21 protein-coding genes and 1 pseudogene are annotated in these 23,423 nt (G+C 51.3%); 6 read left to right on the plus strand and 16 right to left on the minus strand.

Features of this window, described 5'->3' with window-relative positions:
- Positions 1–8 precede the first annotated feature (8 nt).
- From KGP17_RS18415 to KGP17_RS18450, 8 genes are all read right to left on the minus strand, one after another.
- On the minus strand, positions 9–923 hold the full coding sequence (locus KGP17_RS18415; protein ID WP_223498121.1) for a carbohydrate ABC transporter permease: 915 nt from the start codon (positions 921–923) through the stop codon (positions 9–11).
- Complete coding sequence (locus tag KGP17_RS18420; RefSeq protein ID WP_024530676.1) at positions 916–1,806, minus strand: carbohydrate ABC transporter permease; 891 nt, start codon at positions 1,804–1,806, stop codon at positions 916–918. The genes KGP17_RS18415 and KGP17_RS18420 overlap by 8 nt, the downstream gene beginning before the upstream one ends.
- Positions 1,807–2,481: 675 nt before the next feature.
- The gene (yfcD, locus tag KGP17_RS18425) at positions 2,482–3,057 is read right to left on the minus strand and encodes an NUDIX hydrolase YfcD (protein ID WP_021178548.1); all 576 of its coding nucleotides are present in this window, start codon (positions 3,055–3,057) and stop codon (positions 2,482–2,484) included.
- 131 nt (positions 3,058–3,188) lie between these two features.
- Positions 3,189–3,740, minus strand: a complete 552-nt coding sequence (yfcE, locus tag KGP17_RS18430; protein WP_021806010.1) for a phosphodiesterase — start codon at positions 3,738–3,740, stop codon at positions 3,189–3,191.
- A gap of 103 nt (positions 3,741–3,843) precedes the next feature.
- Entirely contained in the window at positions 3,844–4,488 is a 645-nt protein-coding gene (locus tag KGP17_RS18435) for an RpiB/LacA/LacB family sugar-phosphate isomerase (RefSeq protein ID WP_021178550.1), read from the minus strand.
- 45 nt (positions 4,489–4,533) lie between these two features.
- Positions 4,534–5,295, minus strand: coding sequence for a 2-dehydro-3-deoxy-D-gluconate 5-dehydrogenase KduD (gene kduD / locus KGP17_RS18440; protein WP_021806011.1), 762 nt, complete (start codon positions 5,293–5,295; stop codon positions 4,534–4,536).
- A gap of 289 nt (positions 5,296–5,584) precedes the next feature.
- The gene (locus KGP17_RS18445; RefSeq protein ID WP_223498122.1) at positions 5,585–7,648 is read right to left on the minus strand and encodes a right-handed parallel beta-helix repeat-containing protein; all 2,064 of its coding nucleotides are present in this window, start codon (positions 7,646–7,648) and stop codon (positions 5,585–5,587) included.
- A gap of 88 nt (positions 7,649–7,736) precedes the next feature.
- Positions 7,737–9,302, minus strand: a complete 1,566-nt coding sequence (locus tag KGP17_RS18450) for an MFS transporter (RefSeq protein WP_223498123.1) — start codon at positions 9,300–9,302, stop codon at positions 7,737–7,739.
- A gap of 431 nt (positions 9,303–9,733) precedes the next feature.
- Here KGP17_RS18450 and KGP17_RS18455 point away from each other — a divergent pair, with 431 nt between their 5' ends.
- The 3 genes from KGP17_RS18455 to KGP17_RS18465 all read left to right on the plus strand — a co-directional run bounded on the left by KGP17_RS18455 (position 9,734) and on the right by KGP17_RS18465 (position 12,491).
- Positions 9,734–10,900: an oligogalacturonate lyase family protein gene (locus KGP17_RS18455; protein WP_021806014.1), complete on the plus strand. Its 1,167-nt coding sequence runs from the start codon at positions 9,734–9,736 to the stop codon at positions 10,898–10,900.
- Between the two features lie 26 nt (positions 10,901–10,926).
- Complete coding sequence (locus KGP17_RS18460; RefSeq protein ID WP_021178555.1) at positions 10,927–11,250, plus strand: cupin domain-containing protein; 324 nt, start codon at positions 10,927–10,929, stop codon at positions 11,248–11,250.
- A 629-nt stretch (positions 11,251–11,879) separates the two neighbouring features.
- Positions 11,880–12,491: a LuxR C-terminal-related transcriptional regulator gene (locus KGP17_RS18465; protein WP_223498124.1), complete on the plus strand. Its 612-nt coding sequence runs from the start codon at positions 11,880–11,882 to the stop codon at positions 12,489–12,491.
- A gap of 419 nt (positions 12,492–12,910) precedes the next feature.
- Here KGP17_RS18465 and KGP17_RS18470 read toward each other — a convergent pair whose 3' ends face one another.
- The 7 genes and pseudogenes from KGP17_RS18470 to KGP17_RS18500 all read right to left on the minus strand — a co-directional run bounded on the left by KGP17_RS18470 (position 12,911) and on the right by KGP17_RS18500 (position 20,201).
- Complete coding sequence (locus tag KGP17_RS18470) at positions 12,911–13,231, minus strand: hypothetical protein (protein ID WP_223498125.1); 321 nt, start codon at positions 13,229–13,231, stop codon at positions 12,911–12,913.
- A 325-nt stretch (positions 13,232–13,556) separates the two neighbouring features.
- Entirely contained in the window at positions 13,557–14,114 is a 558-nt protein-coding gene (locus KGP17_RS18475) for a histidine phosphatase family protein (RefSeq protein WP_223498126.1), read from the minus strand.
- Between the two features lie 123 nt (positions 14,115–14,237).
- A pseudogene (locus tag KGP17_RS18480) lies at positions 14,238–14,339 on the minus strand (GNAT family N-acetyltransferase); the annotation flags it as partial.
- A 296-nt stretch (positions 14,340–14,635) separates the two neighbouring features.
- Positions 14,636–14,926, minus strand: a complete 291-nt coding sequence (locus KGP17_RS18485) for a chorismate mutase (RefSeq protein ID WP_021806017.1) — start codon at positions 14,924–14,926, stop codon at positions 14,636–14,638.
- A gap of 107 nt (positions 14,927–15,033) precedes the next feature.
- A complete protein-coding gene (locus KGP17_RS18490; protein ID WP_223498127.1) occupies positions 15,034–16,650 on the minus strand; it encodes an Ig-like domain-containing protein in 1,617 nt (538 codons plus the stop codon).
- A 76-nt stretch (positions 16,651–16,726) separates the two neighbouring features.
- Positions 16,727–17,425 carry a ZirU family protein gene (locus tag KGP17_RS18495; protein WP_223498128.1) on the minus strand — a complete coding sequence of 233 codons (699 nt, stop codon included), beginning with the start codon at positions 17,423–17,425 and terminating at the stop codon, positions 16,727–16,729.
- 82 nt (positions 17,426–17,507) lie between these two features.
- Positions 17,508–20,201 carry a ZirU family protein gene (locus tag KGP17_RS18500; RefSeq protein ID WP_223498129.1) on the minus strand — a complete coding sequence of 898 codons (2,694 nt, stop codon included), beginning with the start codon at positions 20,199–20,201 and terminating at the stop codon, positions 17,508–17,510.
- 292 nt (positions 20,202–20,493) lie between these two features.
- Between KGP17_RS18500 and yfcG the strand changes: the two genes are divergently transcribed.
- The 3 genes from yfcG (at position 20,494) to KGP17_RS18515 (ending at position 22,591) form a co-directional block, all read left to right on the plus strand.
- Positions 20,494–21,123, plus strand: coding sequence for a GSH-dependent disulfide bond oxidoreductase (gene yfcG / locus KGP17_RS18505; protein WP_021806021.1), 630 nt, complete (start codon positions 20,494–20,496; stop codon positions 21,121–21,123).
- Positions 21,124–21,281: 158 nt separating this feature from the next.
- The gene (gene folX, locus KGP17_RS18510) at positions 21,282–21,659 is read left to right on the plus strand and encodes a dihydroneopterin triphosphate 2'-epimerase (RefSeq protein ID WP_021178565.1); all 378 of its coding nucleotides are present in this window, start codon (positions 21,282–21,284) and stop codon (positions 21,657–21,659) included.
- Between the two features lie 26 nt (positions 21,660–21,685).
- Complete coding sequence (locus KGP17_RS18515; protein WP_223498130.1) at positions 21,686–22,591, plus strand: TIGR01777 family oxidoreductase; 906 nt, start codon at positions 21,686–21,688, stop codon at positions 22,589–22,591.
- Positions 22,592–22,637: 46 nt separating this feature from the next.
- Here the strand turns inward: KGP17_RS18515 and hisP are convergent, their stop codons facing one another.
- Positions 22,638–23,411, minus strand: coding sequence for a histidine ABC transporter ATP-binding protein HisP (gene hisP, locus KGP17_RS18520; protein ID WP_021178567.1), 774 nt, complete (start codon positions 23,409–23,411; stop codon positions 22,638–22,640).
- Between the last annotated feature and the right edge of the window lie 12 nt (positions 23,412–23,423).

The raw sequence follows: 23,423 nt of genomic DNA on the forward strand, positions 1-23,423 counted from the left end.
ATCCTCAATTAACCTTTAATTCCGCTGCTGGTAACGCCCTGTACAAAGTAGCGTTGGGCCAGGAAGAACACGATGATGGACGGCAGAATAGAGATGCTTGCCATAGCCAGGATTTCGTTCCACGGCGCACCTTCTGTCACGTCGATAGACATTTTCAACGCCAGCGCAATCGGGTATTTATCGACGCTATAGACGTAGATCAACGGGCCAATAAAGTCATTCATCGACCACATAAACTGGAACAGCGCGACGGAGATAATCGCCGGTTTCAGGATCGGCACCACCACATACCACAGCACCTGGAACGAGTTGCAACCATCAATCTGGGCCGCCTCTTCCATATCCCGTGGCACACCGCGCAGGAACTGGATCAACATAAAGACGAAGAATCCTTGGGTCGCGAATGCCAGCGGCAAATAGAGCGGCAGATAGCTGTCCAGCATGCCCATCTCACGGAACATAATGTATTGCGGGATCAGTAACACCGTACTCGGCAGCAACATGGTAGTGATCAGCGTGGCAAACCAGAATTTCTTCCACGGGATCTCAAAGCGGGCAAAGCCGTAGGCCACAATGGTCGAAGAGATAATGGTTAATAACACCTTGGGGATCACAAATTTAAAGGTGTTAAGCATGTAATGACCAAAGTTATATTCCGTGCCGGTTTTCCAACCGTTGACGAAACCGTCCGAGGTCGCATTTTCTGGCCACAGGCCCAGGGTGGTGAAGATCTCCTGGTTGGGTTTAAACGAGGCCGAGAACATCCAAACCAGCGGATAAAGCATCAACAATCCCACCAGCAGCAGCACGACGTAACGAATAGCGGCGCTGATTTTTTCCCGGCGCAATGTGCGCTGCACTTCGCGCTCAGCCATTTCCTGCGCACTGGGCATGGGTAATTGGTTCTGTTGCATGTCAGCCATTTTTGCCACCCTTGTCTGCCGAGTAGAAGACCCAATACTTCGATGATTTAAAGGCGATTGAGGCGAACAGGGCCACAACCAGGAACAGGATCCACGCCAATGCGGCACCGTAACCCATATCAAAATATTTAAAGGCGGTATCGTAAATATACAGTGAGAACAGATAGGTGTAATGGGTAGGCCCACCCCCGGTAATCACATACGGAGCCGTAAACTCCTGGAACGCCTGCGTGGTCTGCATAATAAAGTTGAAGAAAATCACCGGTGTGATCAGCGGTACCGTGACCTTCATAAACATCTGCCACTTGGAAGCACCATCAATCATGGCCGCTTCATATTGTGACTGTGGTACGTTTTGCAGCGCCGCCAGGAAGATCACCATCGCAGAGCCGAACTGCCATACGCGCAGCAACGTAACCGACATCAATGCCAGAGAAGGCTCGCCCAACCAGTTGACCGGATCCATACCAAAGACACCGATAAAGCTGTTTAGCAGCCCGTCGATGGCAAACAGAGCACGCCATAGCACGGCAATAGCCACGCTGCTGCCCAGAATGGAGGGAACATAATACGCCGTACGGAAAAAGCCGATGCCGCGCAGTTTAAAATTAAGGACAAACGCGATACCTAACGCAAATGCCAATTTTAACGGGATGGTCAGAAACACATATGCAAAGGTGACGCCCATCGATTTCCAAAAAAGATGGTCTTCCATCAGCATATAACGATAGTTTTCCACCCCGTTAAACACCGGGGGATTCATCAGGTCATATTCCGTAAAGCTCAGCAAGAATGATGACACAAAGGGGAACGCCGTAAATATGATCAACCCTATTATATAAGGTGATATATAGGCTAACCCCAGCATTCTGTTTTCATTCATGGTTGTTACCCATAGCCATTTAAATAGAAAAAGAAATGAAATTAGTTAAGTGAAATTTAAGTCTTATTAAACAATAGAAATGACAAGCCCGGCAGTCTGCCCAGGTTCAGCATCCTCCCCGTCGTGATAAATCGATAAATTTTTTCAGGCATTCACTGGCCAATCTCCGCCAGTCATCAGCAGCCAATGCTCGCATTGTCACTATGCCGTTAGGTTGCTTGTTACAGTAGGATAATTCCATTTTTCGGTCTCCCAGATGATCCTGTCATCTACCAACCAACAAACTGAAACACTATTTCAAATTATTATATCTGAAATTTTTCCAACGTCATTCAGTGGATGGCAAAAGTGTGACCAAAGTAGAAACGTTGTTTTGATTTTTTTATAAAAAAACAAAAATTATCAAAACCAAAACAAAGTCAATGTATAACCAAATGATAAATAGAGATATTTATACTTTTTGAATTTGTAGCACTAAGGATAGAAATTTTGATGAGATGGGTTAACTAATTGTAGGTAGATAAAATCAGCAGATTTGGGCCGAGAGGGTAAGTATAAATGCCATCATTGATGGTTACATTTGTGATTTCAGACGGTTGGCAAGTGGGGAGGGTCTAAATGAAGAGAAGAATAGACGGCCTTGCTACTCTATGGGCAGCAAGGCCGTGCGTTAAATCAGGCGTCTTCCTCGCCAGAGCTGGCTCTGCTTTCGCGCGGCAGCGGCTTGCCGTAGTCCTGGCCGTTATTACGCGTCAGCCACAACGATAATGCCTTCAGTGAATCGGGGGTGAATTCGTCGCAGCGGGCGGTGATCTCCTCTGGCGTCAACCAGCTCACTTCAGCCACTTCTTCTTCCTGCAGAGCAAACGGGCCATTGGCGACGCAGCTAAATAACGCCCCCCAAATACGGCACTGTTCCTCTTCAAAGTAGAACAGACCATGTTCGGCAAACGGGATCCCGGCGATACCCAGCTCTTCTTCCGCCTCACGGCGGGCAGAGTCCAACACGTTTTCCCCGCTTTGTACCACTCCCCCGGCGGTGGCATCCATCCAACCCGGGTAAAAATCTTTGGTGTCTGTGCGCCGCTGCACCAGAATTTTCCCCATACCATCATGCACCACGATATAGGTCGCACGATGACGCAGCCGTTGGGCACGCATCTGTTGACGACTGGACTGAGCAATCACTTCGTTTTGCTCGTTGACGATATCAACCCACTCGGTATCTGCAGCCTGATCCTGTTCCGCCATCCTGTAAAACCTTCTATTTTGGGCGCGATGCATGCCGCGCACGGGTTATGCTTCAATTATTTTTGGTATGTGTCCCAGCTCTGCCAAGGAACAACCCTGGCTGCCACTTTCAAGCTATCGGGACTCTAAAATTAGTGCGTTAACGCCACCTCTGCAACAACCTTGCCGTTGTGCAACTCGAGTACGCTCAAGACGTCGTCTGCCAGTATGCCATAGCTGGCAGGAAAACCCCCTTTCGGGATGCTGACCGAGCCTGGATTAAAGCAGTAGATCTCCCCCTGCCTTTGTGCCTGGGGCAAATGCGTATGGCCATACACCAGCACGTCCCCGCCCGTTAAAGGCGGTAATGTGTTGGGATGATAAAGGTGCCCGTGGGTTAAAAACAATCGTCTTTTGGCTAACAGCACCTGCTGGTAAGGGGCCATCATCGGGAAGGAGAGCAGCATCTGATCGACTTCACTGTCGCAATTACCGCGAACGGCAACGATCTTGTCACTAACGTGATTCAATCGTTCGGCTACCTGCGCTGGCTGATAGTTGTCTGGCAAGGCGTTGCGCGGACCGTGATTGAGCAAATCGCCCAACAGGATCAACCAATCGGCCTGGCTTTGAGCAAACAATTCGAGGATTTTGTCGGTGGCGGAGAGCGAACCATGCAGGTCCGAGGCGAACATCAGCTTCATAATCTTTCCTTCGGTGCGGAATATGAAACCATTTTAACGTAGCTGGGTTAGACAACAAGCGGTGGGGAAAACAGGTGGCCGAAATTCGGCCACCTGAAGAACATCAGGCGCGGGCCAGCAGTTCTTTGACAAACGCCACAATCTCCGGCTTTTTGCCGTTGGAGAACAGGCATTCCTGGAAGCGAGGGCCGCTCACGGCGGTCTTCACCAGCTCTGGATCGATGGCACGCAGCGTATCCAGGTAGTTGTCTTTGATCACCGCCTGCTTAACCTGATTGAGGATACCGGCGTTACGAACCTGAGGTTCCTTACGCTCTACCGGATAACCTTCACCTTTACGCCCGGTAAAGGCCTTCTCAAAGATATAGCGCACGTTCAACTCAGCACCCCAGCCAAAGCCTTTGGCAAACGGCAAGGACAGCGCATTACCGTTGTTGATCTGAGCGAACAGGAAAGCATCCGCAGGATCGATACAGTAACCGCACACTACGCCAGGATGGATGTTCAATGACATCAAGGCGCCCTGCCCGGTACCGCAGCCGGTGACCACAAAGTCGACCGCTTCAGCGTTCAGCAGAATGCTGGCCATAATCCCTAAATGGATATAGGTCAGATGGTGATCCTGCTCATCGCTCATACCCACGTTGAACACCGCATCATGATTGCCAGCCGCAACCGCCTGCAATTGTTCGAGAACCAGCGCATTTTTACCCGCCTGGCTGTTTTCCATCATCAGTGCAATATTCATCTTTTGCTCTCCGCAAATAAAATCAATCGGTTATTCTTTGTCTCGTTAGCGAGCCAACCAGCCGCCATCTACCGCTACGGTGTAGCCATTGATGTAATCCGACGCCGGTGAAGCCAGGAATACCACCGGCCCCATCAGATCTTCTGGCAGGCCCCAACGGCCAGCCGGGATACGCTCGAGGATTTCCTCGCTGCGGGCCTGATCGTCGCGCAGTTGGCGAGTATTGTTTGTCGCCATATAGCCAGGAGCCAACGCGTTGACGTTGATACCGTGGCTGGCCCATTCGTTGGCCAACAGACGGGTAACACCCATGACGGCGCTCTTGGACGCGGTGTAAGACGGCACACGGATGCCCCCTTGGTAAGACAGCATGGAGGCGATATTGATGATTTTGCCGCCGGAGCCTTGAGCAATAAACTGGCGGGCCACCGCCTGAGACATGAAGAACACCGTCTTGATGTTCAGGTTCATCACGTCATCCCAATCTTTTTCGCTAAACTGCAGCGCATCCTGGCGGCGAATGATGCCCGCGTTATTGACCAGAATATCGATATGGCCGAATTCGGCTACCGCGCGCTCCAGCAGCTCAGGCAGCACTTCCAGCTTGCTCAGGTCGGCTTTCAGGCTCAGGAAACGACGCCCCAGCGCAGTAACTTTGGCGATGGTTTCGTCCGGCTCAACCACGTTAACGCCAACGATATCACAACCTGCCTGAGCCAGCCCTATGGCCATCCCCTGTCCCAGCCCGGTGTCACAACCGGTCACAATCGCCACTTTACCCTGCAATGAAAAATTATCGAGAATCATGCTCTTGTCCTTAGTACTCAGGGCATCAGCGGCCCTTGTCAAAAGTGGGGATAGCGTTGCAATCCCGCCAGTGTCCGCAGCTTGCTGCCATACAGGGGGAACGATATTGCCCGCCCCTGTCATCATGATGGCGCAAGTCTAACGCTTATCCTTGGCGCGATCAATAAAATTGAAACAATGTTTTATTTTAAATGAAAGTAATTTTTGTTTATGTGATGAGTGCCGTTTTCACCGGAGCAAAAACGGCATAACCGCTGGGTTTATCTACATCGATATCGCATACAGCGCCTTAAGGAGCTACTGGCAACAAAAAGGCATTGTTGTCGGCGATGTTCCCCACCACCGCATCGGCATATTCTCCCGGCTTGCTACGCAGCGAGACGTTGCCACTGAATACGCCCTGCTTGTCCTGCGTGGTATAGGGGCCCGGACGGAAAATGTAGTTAAACCTCTGGTTATCAATCGCCGTATTGCTGGTGACTTGCAGGGCGCCAGGGTTGAAGTTGTCGGTAAACCCATCCATGCCGTTTTCAATGGCGAGGCTGTTAGTCACCTGATGGGCCACTGGCAACCCTTCTCCCCCCAGTTTGAAACCATTATTGACATTGCGCAGCGCGACGCTGTTCTCAATGATCACCTTGCCGTTCGGGCCATCCTCGATCTTGTTAAACAGATCAAAGCCGTCATCCACGTTGTCATGCGAGAAGCAAGCGACCAGCCGATTTCCCTCGCCCACACGCATTTTGACGGCAAAACCATCCGCATTGATCAGACCTGGATCCTTGTTGGCGTATGATTCGGAATGGCTGATCAGGTTGTGGCTGGCCCACAGTGGCCGGTCGGCGTTAGCTGGGGAAGAAATGACAATTCCGGTATCATCCGCATGGTGTGCCACCACCCGGTCAAGGTGGTTATGGCTACCCGTAATGCGCAGGCTTTTTTCCGTTACCGTGATGCCCTGAATATCCCAATAGCTGGCTGCCAGTTCCATCCCGTGCAGCACCACGCCATCCCCAAGCGGCCGGAGCTTTTTGGCATGCGTGGCGGTGCCACTGGCTAAGGCAGGTATGACAGCCAAGGGGTAATCCCCCGCCGCCAGCCAAAGCGTGCCACCCGGCGTCAAGGATTGCACGGCGGTGGCAAAATCCAGCGGATGCTGCTGACTACCATCATTTTCGGCTTTGCCCTGTGGCGCAGCATACAGATTAGCGGCGTCGGCATAGTGCGCTTTGCGCACCATCAGCTTGTCACTTTGAGCGTTGCCTTTTACCGTAGTGAAACGGTAATCCAGCACGGTTTCCGCCTTCTTCAGCGCAACCTTCACCGCCAGCATCTCTCCGGCCTGTACCTTACGCTCTGCGGCAATGACCACGCCGTCCTGGCTCAGCGACAGAGTGCCACTCTCATTGCTGCGTAGTTGGAAGACGTAATCATCCGTGGCGGATATTGGCGCAGAACCGATCTCGATCTGCAACGGCATCGCTTTAACCGCAAACTCTTGTGCCGCCGGAAGCTGGCTTTCGCTGAGCGTCAGGCTGGCCTGGTTGACGGTAATGCGTGCGTTACGTGAAGCAAAAAAGCCCACGTAGTAACCTTCAGGATCCAGCTTGGTGACGCGGTGCGGATCGTTGGTCGTTTTACTGACCCAGTTGTCGCTGCCCAGCGGAGCATAGGCCGCGGTAAACCCCTGATCCGTGCGAGCCAGACGCAGCCGGAAGGTTGGCGTTTTCTGCAGATCGACCTCAGGTTGATAACCCTCACGTTTGATCTCGACGCCCGCATTACCCCAGGAATTGAGCACGCCGTTGCGGGAAATCAGCGTCATTTTGACCCGCTGATGATCTTTTTTATCCTGCGTCATGATGGCATTCATCACCATGTTGGATGCCGCCGGAAACTCCTCATACCCCTGCTGGACCTTCTCCAACCGTGGTTTGCCGAGGATATCGCGGATCAGCAATCCCGCCCCCTCTTGCCCGGCGGGCAGAGCCATATTTTCCGGGCCAAACTGATCGACCGTCACCTCCGCCTCCAGAACCACATTGGCATTGGCGGGAACGCGCGTGTAGTAGAAGGTCAGGCCATCATGGCTGTTGCCGATTTTGCCCCCCCGGCTTTCGACGTGGAACGGCATTTTCAGCGGCCCGGCCTGCATCGGCTTGCCATTGGCCATCGTCACCTGATTGGTGCCCACTTTTTCCGGCAGCACGTTGGTGGCAAAGTTGGCATCCGTTGACTGGCCGAAAGCGATGGCTTGCCAAACCAGTTCATTAGCGGCAGGCAGCGGTGCGGCGACAGCGTGATGACACACGCTGGTCAGAGCAATTAATAACGACAGAGGTACGATCTTCATTTCCCTTTCCTTGTTTTTAATCGGTAGGGATCCCCCCGCCATGTTGGCGAGAAGATCCTGTCACTGGGTTTTGGGGAGATCAGGCCCGTTAGGCCGGTTTATACACAGGGGGAGAGACTTCAGGGGTGATATTCATCTTCTGGCAGATCTTGCTGTTGCCCCAGCATTGTTCGTAGGGCAGCCCTACCAGCTTCTCAATCACCAGACGAACTTCAGGTTTGATATCGCCGATCTTGCCGCCAGCCTTGATGCGGGCCACTTCGTATAGCACCACCTGATGGGTCTGGCGGTTAAGCGTCATCTGGCTGCTGAAGACAATCGCCATCAGCGCCAACAAGATCACGCCAGCAAAGAACACCCAGGAGATCGCGGTAATGGCAGTTTCCGGCTGAGTGTGAGACTTGGACTGGAAGCCGTAGTAACTGAGGATCGCCCCCATGGTGAAGACGATTATCGAACGCATAATCTTGCCGGAGAAGGTCATCGCCCCAGCATAGATCCCTTCACGGCGGCGGCCGGTAAAGACTTCGTCCACGTCTGCCAGGAAGGTATACACCGTCCAGGGAATGTAATATACCCCGCCAGTGCCAAGGCCGAAGATCACGGTGATGCCGATGATGGCAGCAGTGGCAATATGCGCAGGCAGGTTAAAGAAGTGCAGCAGGGAGTAGCAACAGACCGCAAACATCACGATACCGAGCGCCCAGGAATAAGGTTTACTGAAGCCTTTTTTCACGCACAGCCCAATAAAGATGGCGGTCGATATCAACTGCAAGATGGCATTCAGGCTGTTCAATCCGGCCAGAATGGCAGGATCGTATTGCAGCACGAAGATCACGAAATAGGTGAATACCGAGGCAAACAGCCATTCCGCGCCGAAGCCGAACAGATACATGCCCAGATGCTTGCGAAATACCCGGAGATAGAAGGTCGATTGCATATCCCGCGCCAATGAAGCCAACGTTTTGAGCAGCGATTTCTTATGCTTAACCTCCGCTATTGCTTCATCCTTGCGCTCCCAGGAGAACAGATACAGCACGGTGATGGCAGTAAACAGGATCACACCGTAGGTGATGCCGGTATACAGAAAAGGCTGAGCCGATTCTTTGCCGTAGAGCAGAATAAATTGCCCTGGGATAAACGCCGCCAGGAAGTTGGCCATCTTGCCAAAAATCGCTTTATAGCCAGTCAGCTTGGAGCGCATGGCGAAATCATCGGTCATTTCGGTCGCCAGCGTCTCGTAAGGTACCATCACCGAGGTATAAATCAGTTCGAAAATGACGTAGGTGGCGAGGTAGTACCAAAAACCAAAGCCCTCAACCCACAACAGCGGGTAAAAGACCATCAGTGGCGCACCAATCAGCAAGAAGAAACGGCGCCGACCAAAGCGCTTACCGAGCCAGGTATTGCCAAAGTTATCGGTCAGATAGCCCATCACCGGGTTACTGATAGCATCAATGACGCTCGCAACCGAGAAGATGAATGACGCCTCCAGCAGCGTCAGCCCACAGAACGTGGTGTAAAAATAGAGCAGCCAGGCACCGCTGATCGCCAGCGCCCCGCTGCCCAGCAGGTTACCCCCGCCATAAGCCAGCTGATGTCCTAGCCTGACCGTTCTTCCCTTACCCAGAGCGTTAATACCATTCGTTGTCATCGTTTCTTCTCGCAAATAAAAATAATGAACTACAATTTCATTTTTACAGGAATAACGTTTTATACTTTTAGGCGGGTTATAATGTTGTGATGAAAGTCACATAAAAAATAAGGGGATCTGATTTAACCAACTTTAAAACATGGGCAGCATCCGGCCATGGCCCCAGCATCAGGGATTGCCCATCCGTTTTTTTTCTATAGTGGCGAGCATGCAATGGCGTCATGCTGGTTGGCTATGAGCAAAACCACGATCCGCTAACAATCGGGCCAAGCGCAACGATTTATGCGATGTAGCTCTCATAAATCACCCGTTCGGGTTGGCCTAATCCGTCACTTTGATATCATTTTTCTAAATTTATGAAACAATGTTTTATTTAATTAAAGGATCGTCTGAACAGCGGCGGTTTATCGATAAGGTTAAGGGAGGCCATCGTGGCTAAAGGTTCAATCCACCAATTCAATTTCCATCGCACAACCGATGCCGGTACCGGCGCACAGCTCACCCGCCTGACACCGCCTGAAGTGCTGTGCCACCGCAACTACTTCTACCAGAAGTGTTTCACCAACGACGGCAGTAAGCTGTTGTTTGCTGGCGAATTTGACGGTAACCGCAACTACTACCTGCTGGATCTGCAACGGCAGCAAGCGGTGCAGTTGACCGAAGGTCCAGGCGATAACACCTTCGGCGGTTTTTTATCCCCGGACGATCGTTTCCTGTATTACGTGAAGAATGAACGTGAGTTGCGCCGGGTAGAACTGAGCAACTGCACTGAACAAACCGTGTATCGCGTGCCTGAAGAGTGGGTTGGCTACGGCACCTGGGTTGCCAACAGTGAATGCACCAGCCTGGTGGGTATCGAAATCGATCGCCAGGATTGGCAGCCTCTGACCGACTGGAAAATTTTCCACAGCTTCTTCACCAAAAACCCGCATTGCCGCCTGCTGCGTGTCGATTTGGCCAGCGGTGAATCACGCGTGATTTATGAGGATCGCCTCTGGTTGGGCCACCCAATCTATCGCCCATACCATAGCGACTGCGTCGCCTTCTGCCACGAAGGGCCACACGATCTGGTAGATGCCCGCATGTGGCTGATCAACGAAGACGGCAGCAATATGCGTAAGGTAAAAACTCATGCCCCAGGCGAGAGCTGTACGCACGAATTCTGGGTGCCGGACGGTTCAGCCCTGATGTACGTCTCTTATTTGAAAGGCCAGCAAGAGCGCAACATCTGCCGTTACGATCCACAGACCGGGCAGGATGAGATCGTGATGACCATGCCAGCCTGTTCGCACCTGATGAGCAACTACGACGGCAGTCTGTTAGTGGGTGACGGTTCGGCTACGCCGGTCGATATCAAGGATTCTCAAGGCTACACCATTGAGAACGACCCGTGGCTTTACGTGTTCGACGCCAAACAAAAACGTCAGGCACGTCTGGCCGCACATAACAGTTCATGGCGCGTGCTGAATGGTGACCGTCAGGTAACGCATCCGCACCCATCCTTTACTCCGGACAACCGGCAAGTGCTCTTCACCTCAGATTTTGAGGGAGAACCTGCGCTGTATCTAGCCCGCTTGCCGGAAGATCTCTTTGCTTGATGGCACTATTTTATTGAGGAACAACCATGTTTATCTACCAACAGGATTGTGCGCTAGAAGACTTAGGAAACGGCGTGACCCGCCGCATTCTCGCCCATGGCGGCACCATGATGGCGGTGGAGGTCAACTTTAGCCAAGGCGCTGTCGGCCCGTTGCACAGCCATCCGCACGAGCAACTGACCTACGTGCTTTCCGGCCGCTTCAGCTTCACCATCGATGGCGTCACCAAAGAAGTCGCTGCCGGAGATACCTTGTACAAAAAGCCCGACGTGGTGCATGGCTGCGTCTGCCTGGAGGCCGGAACCTTACTGGATACCTTCACTCCACAGCGTGAAGATTTTCTGAAATAATCTTATGTGCTCCCGGCCATCATGCCGGGAGCATTTGGCACCCAATAAGCTGTAGTAATTCCCCCCTCCTCTTGCAGAAAATTACCCTGTTCCCCTTGCCCACACCATCAATATGCCTGCCGCCAAACCGGCCACAGACGAGAAACATCAATAATTCATATTCCAAACAATTAAACACAAACACATACACACAGTGAATGCATATAGGTAATTATCAGTCATTGACCGGTAAGTTACAGGACAGTTCTTATCTTTTGATTTTATTGAAATAATTGGTAACTTATCGATAAAATCAATTGTTTTTATCATATCGATCTATTTTATTGATCATTAAAAACAACTCTGCTATCCTATGTAATATAAATTTTCAATATAAATCAATGGAATGAGTAAATCTCATGGCTTACTGCGAGTATGTCGCCTATTGCCCACATTGTGATATTTCCATCGAGTTGACAGGGAACGTTCCCCCCTACGTTGAGGGGGCGGGTAGTTGCTGGATGTGCAGTAAGAAACTCGTCCTGATTTTCAGAAAGTCGGCAAAAAACCGTGCGCGCCATCGACAAGATTGCGGCTCATCCGCCAACCCGCGCACAAGCTAAGATTATTACTGATTAGGATGATCAACTATGCCTGATATTCATATCTACACGGTGAGTAATGACCGCTATTTCTCCGCTGGTTTGCACGCGCTGCTCAGGCACGGTGAAACCTTACCCCACAATAAAATAGCGTTGCATGAATTACCCTTCGAGAAAGAGACGTTTGAGGCTCACACGCTGCCGGAACTGAAAAATAGCGCCTGTGATTTTCTGATTTTGGATTGCAGCTGTGGCTTTATTCATTATTACGGCGCCTGTTCTGCGATCTATGCCGCCCTGGAGCAGGGCACGCTGGAGGCCAGGATCATCTTGATGTACGAAAACAGCCTGTGCCTGACCAACCCGGATATGTACAACCACTTTATCACTCTGGATAAAAATGCCTGTGTGGAGGATATTTTGCTATCGATTTTCCCTCGCCAAACGGTGCAGGATGAGTTTGATGCCGAGGTAGAGGAAGCCACGAGCCGGCAGTATCTGACCGGCCGAGAGCTGATCGTCATCAATGAAATCTACAGCGGTGCACAGCCTGATGAAATCGCCAAAAAGCTCAAGCTCAGGCTAAAAACCATCAACTGTTATAAAAACCGGGCGATGAAAAAGATCTGTAGTAAAAGGCCTCAGGATTTACATCTTTAACCTCGTCATCATCGCCAGCAGGATAGCTGTGGCCTGAACCTCCCCCTTCATACGCCCCCAGTTGGGGGCCCTCACAAGCAAATTCTGGATCCAACAAAATGCTATCGCAAAGTTGTAACACTCGCCTCCACACATTTTTTGGAACTCTTGTTACTTCTAGCTCTTACCAGATCTGGCAGCCTGCTTAGTACCAGGAGCGGACGTTACAAATAACTCAAGCAAACCGCCCCCTTAGCCCTTAATGAAGAATGGAGGAATGGGTCTTAATAGGTGAATATCGGAAGATCTCTAACAGGGAAAGGGCCGTTTTTAGGGGATAACTATATTGCCACCTAGTCACCGTAAGAATATGCACAGAGAGAGCATATTTCACAACAGCCCTCTCAGTTTTATGAAAAGTAATAAAACTTAGGAGTATTTTAAACGCATTTGAACGTCAGGCGAGCAACGCCATTAACAAGTAAGTGTGTATCAATATCAGTTTTGACTTCTTTCATGGATTTATTTTGTACCCTACAAAAATCAGAAGCCTTTTTAGTTGCAGTGCCAATAGATCCTTGTATACGACCTGCAGCAGGAGCTGCTTCTACCTCAGTGAGATAGTCCCCATTATCCAGTTTTTTGACATCGGACTGATATGTCAAACCCAGGCCTTGAAACTGTGTTTTATCATTTTGCACAGCGCAGCCGCTTAAAAAAGCACCAATTAAAATGGTGGTAGCAATTATTGATTTTTTCATGTGAAGAATAATCCTTATGAATTTGGTTAGCCGCTATTCTACAAACTGGAATCAAACATTAATTAAACCAATTGCTATTTATAGATTTGCATAAGGTTATCGTATTGAATAGTTGGAGAAATAAATCACACGAACCGACAAACAAGAACGTCAGGTGATCTGCTCCACATGATTCAAGACATATCGATGTAAGTATGCATTACTAACTTCCGCTCCTCGCTCATAGCCGACCTGTAGCTCAGTTAACTGGTCCGCTTCGTGCCAGAAGCTGAGCTAAGCACCTCAAAACGTAATCATAAATTGGAGGTATTTTCAAAATCCTTACTTACTGTAATTTGTAGATACCGGCATTCCAGTAACCATTACCCTGGCGACGATGCTCTTTCCAGCCTAAGGCTAAGAGTTCCCTTGCAATTAGCCGATTCATCACCCCATGCCCCATAAGCAACACAGGACCGTTTGATACTTTTGCAAAATTTACGAGGATGTCCGCAGCCTGAACAGCACGTTGTTTTGCTATTCCCAGGCGCTCCGCATCACGGGATATACCACACAGCCACATGACGCGGAAAAAAGCAGCCCAGAGGGCTGGGGATAATCTAAAACCGGGCATGTGGAATATCGGTAGGCCAGCTTCCCTGAAGACCCCATCGATGAGCTCCGGTTCACGCCCTAATGCGTTCAGGGAAGAAAGCGCTCTGGGAAGAGGACTGCTTACGATCCGCAATGCGCTGGATGCTATTGATTTACTAAATTCTGGCGGCATATCGCTGCCCGTATCAGAGAGATCATATTGTGCAACCCAGCCGGCCATTTCACGACATGTTACTTTCGAAGAGCCTGTACAGGCAGGCTTTCCATGACGCATCAAAATAATTTCCATATAGCGTTTCTTGTTTGTGGTTCTTTAGGCGCAATAGACTATAGCGATGAAAGCAGGGTGTACTACCACCATATTTAGGGTTGACCATACTGGCTGAGATCCCTTGTCATGTGAAGAACAAGGTTTGCCGTTATCACCCGTAATAGCGGCAAGTTCTGCTGACAGCATTTCGATTAAACGATGGGATTCTGAAGAAAATGGATCCGATTTCTCTACTATTATCATAGTGATACCCTCTCACTCAGGATGACGGGGGGCTTTACGCTCCCGTAGTTATCCCCTAGTAGGCCATAGCCCCTGCTGCAATAGGCCGATCGTTTTATCCGCTACCTGAAGCATTTCCCGTTTGAAATGACTTGTTGCCCAAGTGAGGTTCCAAGTCGCTTCGTTTGGACGACCGGATCAGCCAAGCGAGACAAAACCATCAATGCTATAACTGTGATGAGGGATTCAATCGTTTGTGTGGAAATATACCGCACGCCCTTGTTGCTCCCAGCCTATTCGCAATGCCTTGGCCGAGACTACTTTTGTACCAGACTTCGGTGCTGTTCCAACTCATAATCAATAAACGCGTTAATCATCGTACGGTAAACTTTATCAATAATGTCTTCGGGGAGCCCAACCACCGCGGCTTCTGCCCTGACCTTGTCAATGACTCTCTGAACCCTGTCAGGAGCGCGAACAGCATCCTGATCTTTTTTGAATCCAGCGGCTGCTTTCACCAACCGGCCACGTTGGGCAATCAGTGAAACCAGTTGGGAGTCGATACCATCTATGGCATTTCTCACGTCTTCGATAGAAGAAAAACGCATTGCCGTACTCTCTAGCTAGTTTAAAAGTACACGCTATCATAGCTATCGATGACTGTCCTACCCTTTTTAAGCTTCCTATCGGGTCCTGCTGCCTTTGCCACATTCGCCTATAGAGAGGTTGAGCAAGTCACATAGGTTACGCCGTCTAACGGGAAACTGAATAAATTACCGTTCCCCAGGTAAACATAATGCCGTTCGTTACCGGCAGAGGTAAGTTCCCTCCCCCAGTAGTTACCCGCAAACCAACCGCTAGAGTATCGGCTCATGCTGCCCCATTCATTCCATAATCTGGCATTGGCATCCCGGTTGGCCCCGGTCTGGGCTATCGGGGTTCGGTCTGTCATCTCACTATAGCTCGGCACCGCGTAGCCGCCCCCTTGGGAACTGCACCACGCTGCAGCCTCACTGACATCCATAAGGAAATAGTTATTATTTCTGAACCAGCGGTTGACGGTAAATTGATAGGTTAACGTTGAGCCATTGCCTGTATGTTCGGCCGTAATGGTGACCCGATTATTAGCCGATGTAGGTTCTTGATTAAATCTCACATTACCGCTGCCATCCACACTGGCCCAACTCTGGTCGCTACTCCAGCTATAGGAACTGTTCCCGGCAGGATCCTCGCCAACCACCAACTGAAATTCCGCACCGGTAAAGCCTGTTTTCGGGAAGCCATCATCCGCCGAGAAAGAGGCGCCGTTGGCCAAGATATGCGTCATCTGCACATCAGCAAAAAACGCAACGTTGACGGTAGCTGAAACACCATTGGCGGCAGTGGCGGTGACATCACTATTGACGGCAGTGTCACTGGTCAGGGCTATTTTTACCTCACCGTTGCTGTCCGTCACACCACTGGTCGCCAGCAGCGTTACGCCATTGGTCGCGGTGAAGTTTACCGTTTCACCCTCAATACTGTTGCCATGGCGGTCTTCGACATAGACCAGCACATTATTATCGTCGATGCCATTGGCCAGCGCATTGTCCTGGGTGACTTCCGCATGCACAACCTCCACAGGGCCAGCAACAAACAGCGTATTGACCGACTGAACATCATCATCAATCCTGGCCGTTACCTGAGTGGTACCGGCGATCACATTCGTCACATAAGCCGTTGCCTCGCCCCCAATTCCAGTTTGCGCACTGGCCGAAATCGCGCCCATATTATCGGCATCAAAAAGCACCGTTGCGCCCACAACAGGTGTACCGTCCAGATACTGAACGGTAGCATGTACGGTGTTCACCGCCAGCCCATCGGCAACCGCCCCCAGGGGAGACTCGGCCCATACCAGGCTGGAAAGCATCCGCTGCCACTTGATATTGATAGGGCTAGCTAGCTGAACCGGCAGCCCTTCACTTGGAATGGTAATATCGGGGTTGGTTTGAGGGGTTACGATCACGTTCAACTCACTGCCCGCCAGGATGTCGCTGAGCTCCAGAGTATAACTCGGGCTGGTTGCCCCATTAATGGCAGCACCGTCCAACATCCACTGGTAGGTCGTTCCCTGTTCCGTATCGCCATCCACATCATTGAAGGACGATGTCACGGTAATGACCTCCCCGGCCCGCGGCTTGGCGTTGTCTACCGAGAGCGTGGTGGTCGGTGCTCGCCCGTGAACTGGCTGGGTAGATTGCTGGACAGCCTGCACCACCTGGCTCATCAAGACGATCAGAACCAGTAATATCCTGAATACAAAAACCTTAAAGATATTATTGCGATGCAACATCCAGCGTATCCATCATACTGATTGGTTAAACCAACTGACCCAGGCACACCTTAAGCATGCCTGGGCTGACTCTTGATTACTGAGCCGCAGGGTTGCTGACAACAACCTGGACTCTCAGCCTCTGGTCTGTCCGCACTGGAGTATAGGTGCTGCTGGTTGCCCCACTTATGTTGCTGTACGTATTTGTTCCCTGGCCAGTTTCAAGCTGCCACTGGTAGGTCAGGCCAGTACAGGTCCCCCCCGCACAGGTTGCTGTCGCAGTCAGAGTAGAATCAACCTGTGGATAGCCACCTACTTCACCGGTAACCGTCACACCGGTGACTGTCCCACCAGCAATAACGGTCAAGGTATTGGAAGGAACCACTAAACCCACCGCAGGATCGGTAATGGCCGGGTCGGTGTGCGGAGTCACTAACACGGTAATGGCTTTGCCCAAGTCTCCGGCAACAATGGTGTAGGTGTTGCCGGTAGCCCCTGCAATATCTGCACCATCAGCCTGCCATTGGTAGGTTTCCGGTATCGCCGCATCACCATCCGCATCGCTGAACGCCCCTGCGGTACCGATACTCAAGGTATCGCCGATATCGATCAAGCCGTTGCCACTGGCATTGTCAGAAACGATGGTGCTCTGCGTCACTACCGGGGCCCGCCCTCTTACGGTGGAAGTCGGGCTGGAGGTCACCGCCGACCAGGCAGAACCGACTATCAGTATACTGAGCAACATTCCCGATAGCAGAGGAACCAGCCCTCTGCATGAGCCAATTTTGTTGTTCATTGTTTTCTTTCCTCTGCTGTACTCAAAATCAATGTTTGAATCACCTTCCAGACCTGCCTGGAAGAATGATAAAACCCCGGTGTTAATGCGATACCACTCGAATAGCCCGTTTCTGTAGGTTTGCTGTCACCGTCAATGTTTCTGAGGTTGCACCAGGAATAGTGACAAAGACCCCCGAACCCGCAGATGACTCCACTTCCCACTGATAATTCATTGGTATTCCGTTACACAAGGCAATTGAACACATTGCAACGGCCAGGAGGTTATCCCCAACGACAGGATGCCCAGCCAGCTCGGTGCCGTTGCTGTATATCAACAATTTGACGGGTGTTTCTGGCACAAAAGAGAGCTCTGTACTCACCTGGTAGTCACCAATAGAGGCGGTAACCGTAACAACTCCGGCATTAACATTGGCTAGCTCCACCGTCACCAGCCCCTCATTATCTGTTCTGGCCATAGGGGACAGCACCGTCGCACCATTGTCTACCTCAAACTCCACTGCGGTAGCATCGATAGGATTGCCATGGCTATCGGTTACCCTTGCTTCAACCTTATTAACATCAACGCCATTAGCGTATGCATGATCGCTAATCACCCTCAGCTCAATGGTGGCAGCGCTGCGATCGGCGGTGAGCACCACGTCGTGTGACTTCATCTCCACGGCGGCACCATTTACTGTAGGAACTACGGTTACCGTGCCTGCGGCTGTTCCACTCAGTTTGGCGCTGTACACGCCGTTATTTTCCGTTACCGCGCTCAGAGTAACTTCGGGAATGCCCGTAACCTCAAAGGCCACCGTTAACCCATTAATCGGCTGGTGATTGATATCCTGAGCGGTAAACTCCAACGTACTGGTCTGTAAACCATCAGCAATAATTTCTGCCGGCTCTACGCTAAAAAGGGAGTTTTCCGGGCTCAGTTCCTGACTACTCGCGATTAAATTAACTTTAGCTGAAGCCAGAGAGATATCATTAAGGGTTGGAGCAATAATAGCTTCTCCCTGAGAGAACCCTGCCGTTAACTGATAGGTGTAGACCCCCGGTGCGGTCTCGGTAACGGTACTCAACAGCGGGTTACTGATAGGCTGGGTTGCCCCCGTATTCGGTGTAAAACGCAAATCCGCAGTCAGTTGGTCCCCCATTCCCCGAACCGGAAAATTGTTAAGGTCTTTTAAATTCAAGGTAATCACGCTTTTGGCAACGCCATCAGCAGGTATTTCGTCCGGGGAAGCCTGAATGCTGGAATTGACTATGCTGACATTTTGTTGGGTAACAACGATCTGCGTGGTACTGCGGTTTGAAGCATTGCCCTGATTATCATAAGCCACGGCAGCTAACGTGTAATTATTATTGCCAGCCATAAAAGGGGGTAACTTTAGCGAAATGCTTTGTGAAGACGTTTGTATTACCCTCCCTCCGGCTGCCACTAACGATGTGCTATCCCAATCGATGCGTTCAAGCCCATATTTCGCCGTTACCTGCGCATCCACTTTGATGGTTTCAAAGGCACTGCCGGTCATTTGATCCGGCAATGCCAATTGGATTAACGTCTGTTTCTGGTACTCCAGCACAATCTGGTTATTACGCTCCACCAGATCATAACGGCTACCGGCCAGAGTACGGCTTGCTGCCACCGCAGAGGGATCAATTTGCGCCTGCCATGATTCCCCCAGACGGTAGTTCAGTTGCATACTGATGCTGCTATCGTTACGGCTACCTTTACCTGCACGGTGCTCTGCTCCGATAGTGATCAGGGGGATCGGCGTATAGGTGATCCCCGCGGTGATCGCATAGGGATTTTTCTGCCGGTCATCTTTGCCAAACAATGCCACTTCGTCCCCCCGGTACTGCTCAAACATCAACTTTCCGCCCAACTGAGGGTAAGCGGGCAAATAAGCCTCTGCCCGCAGATCATAGCCGTTGGCAGGGCGCTCATTGTAATCGGCAAAATCCCGGGATTGATGCCAATCGGTGAGAGCCAGATAGCTGTTAGCCGACAGCTTGAGGTAATCCGTCCAGGCTTCAACCCCAAAACCGACACGGTCGTTCTTACCCGTCATGTCACGATCATAAAAGGCATTAACCCCATACATCCAATTATCTTGCACCGTCCGAACGCCTGCCCCGAGATTGACGGTATTGCGGCTGTCTTGGTTTCTCATCCCTAACTGGCTGAATAAAAGCGATTTCCTATCATCATAAAGCGGCACCAGAAGATCTACCGAGCTCCCTTCCAGGCTGAAGTCATCATTAAGATTAAGTTGAACGCGCGCCGTGCCATACGAACTCAGCCAATGTTGTGCCGAATCATTGATTTCACCCACCACCATCGAACGCGCCATGCCAGCCGCTGCCAACGGAGTGTTATCATCGGCTAACAGTGTGGTCCCCTTTAACAGGCCATGTGCCAGCCTCTCATTATGTTGAGGAGGGGGTACCGCTGGGGAAGCTTCTGCTTGCTGGTTTTTCAAGCGTAATGATGCTGCGGTCGGGATATCAATTTCATCGCCGCTCCCCAGTTGATTGAACGGTTTTGAAAATGAGCGAAACTGATTAACCTTTTTTAGCTCATCCAACGTAATACGCTGTTTTTGGGCAACGCTATAGACGGTTTCACCTGCTGACAAGGTATATGGCTCGGTTTCATACAGCGTAACAGGCTTGGTTAGAGGAGCTGGGGCAAGCATTTTTGCTATTACTGGGGCAAAGGAAAGGCTCAACGGCAATAACAGTTGAAAGGTAACATTAACCCACACAACTAGAGGTTTTAATGTCACGGAGGATTACTCCAACGGGATATCAGTTAGAGTAGTAGGGCTTTTCTTCTTTCACAAATGGGAGGACATTTTGCCCATTATTGTTGGCCCTTCAGGTGCCCTCCCCCCATCTGCGATACTCCGCATGACCAAAGCCTGGATCGAACATCACGCTATCATATAAGCTGTAACAGTACCCTCTGCATCCGCAACAGGGCCGCCGATAAAGCCCATGCGGATGTTCGCATAGTCTCAAGCGAACCAACCGATCTATGCTCATCTTATCTTGATGTTTTATAAGGAGTATTATCATATGATTGATCTGTATTACGCACCGACTCCCAATGGGCACAAAATTACCCTGCTTTTGGAGGAGGTTGGTTTACCTTATCGTATCCATCGCGTAAATATCAGTGCTGGTGATCAATTCACACCAGCGTTTCTGGCCATTTCTCCCAACAACAAAATCCCGGCCATCGTTGATCAACAACCCGTTGACGGTGGGGCACCCATCAGCCTGTTTGAGTCAGGCGAGATCCTGCTCTATCTGGCGGAGAAAACCGGCAAACTGCTCAGCAAAGGGGTTCGCGAGCGGGCAGCAACGCTACAGTGGTTATTTTGGCAGGTCGCCGGGTTTGGGCCGATGCTTGGGCAAAATCATCACTTCAATCACTATGCACCGCAACCTGTCCCCTACGCGATAGAACGCTACCAGCAGGAAACCAAACGCCTGTATGGCGTACTGGAAACCGAGTTGCAACGGCACCCTTACCTGGGCGGCGATAACTACAGCATTGCCGATATTGCGACTTATCCCTGGGTAGTGTCGCATCCACGCCAGCGCATCGATCTGGCGGATTATCCGGCGGTGCGTAACTGGTTCGAACGCATCCGCAACCGCCCGGCCACGGAACGCGCCTATAAATTGGCAGATCAAGCCTAACGCGGCCCTCCCCCCTCTCTTGCATCGTGTACACATCGGAGAGGGGAAACCGGTGTGATCTCCCCCGCGTTGCTCTCTTTAAGCGTCTGGCTACATTATCTTTTCTTCACTTTCCGTGTATTCTGAGTACAAACAATCAGACCTCCGGAGAATCTCTGATGCCATGCCAGCAACCCGATGCCATTATCCGTATTAAAAACCTGCGGTTACGCACCTTCATCGGTATCAAGGAAGAAGAAATCAACAACCGTCAGGACGTTCTGATCAACGTAGCGATCCACTACCCGGCAGACAAGGCGCGTAACAGCGAAGACATTAGCGACGCCCTCAACTATCGCACCATCACCAAGGCGATCATTCGCCATATCGAAGACAACCGCTTCGCGCTACTGGAAAAATTAACTCAGGATGTGCTCGACATAGTGAAACAACATCCATGGGTAACCTATGCTGAAGTAGAGATAGATAAATTGCTGGCCCTACGTTATGCCGACTCGGTTTCCATGACCATGAGTTACCGACGGGAAACCGCTTAGCACTCACCCTACCAGGGAGGCCGACCATGAAGATCCTGATTACCGGCGCGACTGGGTTGATCGGCAGTAGCCTGACCAGGCAACTGCTGCACCTTTCGCATGAGATCACCCTGTTGACGCGCAACGTCGCCAAGGCACGGGATAAGTTCGGCGATCGGCCCAGCTACTGGGCTTCGCTTGATGAACAACGCTGTCTGGACGGCTTTGATGCCGTGATCAACCTGGCGGGTGAACCCATTGCCGACAAACGCTGGAGCAAGGCACAGAAAGAACTGCTATGCCACAGCCGTTGGGATTTAACCGAACGACTAGCCACGCTCATCACCGCCAGCAATACGCCACCTTCGGTACTGATTTCCGGCTCGGCGGTCGGCTATTACGGCGATCAGGGCCAGGCGGTGGTAACGGAAGAAGAACCTCCGCACGATGAATTTACCCACCAGCTGTGCCAACGCTGGGAGGCTCTGGCCCTTCGGGCGCAAAGTAGCTACACGCGCGTTTGCCTGCTACGTACCGGCGTTGTCTTGTCGCCCAAAGGGGGAGCGCTGGCGAAGATGCTACCGCCATTCCGTATGGGGTTAGGCGGGCCGATCGGCAATGGCCGCCAGTATCTGCCCTGGATCCATATCGACGACATGGTCAATGCCATCATTTACCTGTTGGACAATCCTGCGCTGCGTGGGCCATTCAATATGGTGGCACCTTATCCGGTGCATAATGAACAGTTCACCGCCACCCTGGCCAAGGTGCTGGATCGTCCAGCATTTTTGCGTGCGCCAGCCTTTGCCATGCGGTTACTGATGGGGGAAGCGGCGGTGTTGGTATTAGGGGGGCAACGGGCAGTGCCGAGGCGGTTGGAAGAGGCGGGATTTGTTTTCCGTTTCTTTGAACTGGAACAAGCGCTGGATGATGTGATCAATCAACAGGCTTGATGCCCTCTCACCGTCTCCCTGCGGGAGACGGTGAGAGGAAAAATATCTACTTCAGCGCTCCTGAAAGAAACTGCTGCAAACGCGGGCTCTTAGGGTTACCAAACAACTCCGCAGGTGGCCCCTGCTCTTCAATCACCCCCTGATGCAGGAAAATGACGTGGCTGGAGACATGGCGCGCAAATTCCATTTCGTGCGTCACTACCACCATGGTTTTCCCCTCTTCCGCCAATTTCTGCATAATGCGCAGCACTTCGCCCACCAGTTCAGGATCCAGCGCCGAAGTCGGTTCATCGAACAACAGCACTTCCGGTTCCATTGCCAACGCCCGGGCAATGGAAACACGTTGCTGTTGCCCACCGGAGAGGTGCACCGGGTATTTGATTTGCGCCCGCGCGTCAATGCCGACCTTATCCAGATAGCGCACCGCCCGTTCACGCGCCTCGGCCTTGCTCAGCCCCAATACCTGGATTGGAGCTTCCATCACATTCTCCAACACCGTCATGTGGCTCCACAGGTTGAAATGCTGGAACACCATGGTCAGGCGGGTACGCAGCAACTGCAGCTGTTTCTTGTCAAAGACTCTGAGCTGACCATCCTTGTCGCGCACCATGCGAATATTTTCATTATTCAGGCTGATGGAGCCTTCGCTGGGCTTTTCCAGGAAGTTGATGCAACGCAGAAAGGTACTTTTACCGGAGCCGGAAGAACCGATAATGCTAATCACATCGCCCGCATTGGCCGCCAGGGAGACCCCTTTCAGTACTTCATGGTCACCATAACGCTTGTGCAGTTCGGTGACGGCTAATTTTTGTTCAGGCATGGTGGATCCCCG

The sequence above is a fragment of the Serratia sp. JSRIV001 genome (assembly GCF_019968745.1).
GTDB classification, from domain to species: Bacteria; Pseudomonadota; Gammaproteobacteria; order Enterobacterales; family Enterobacteriaceae; genus Chania; species Chania fonticola_B.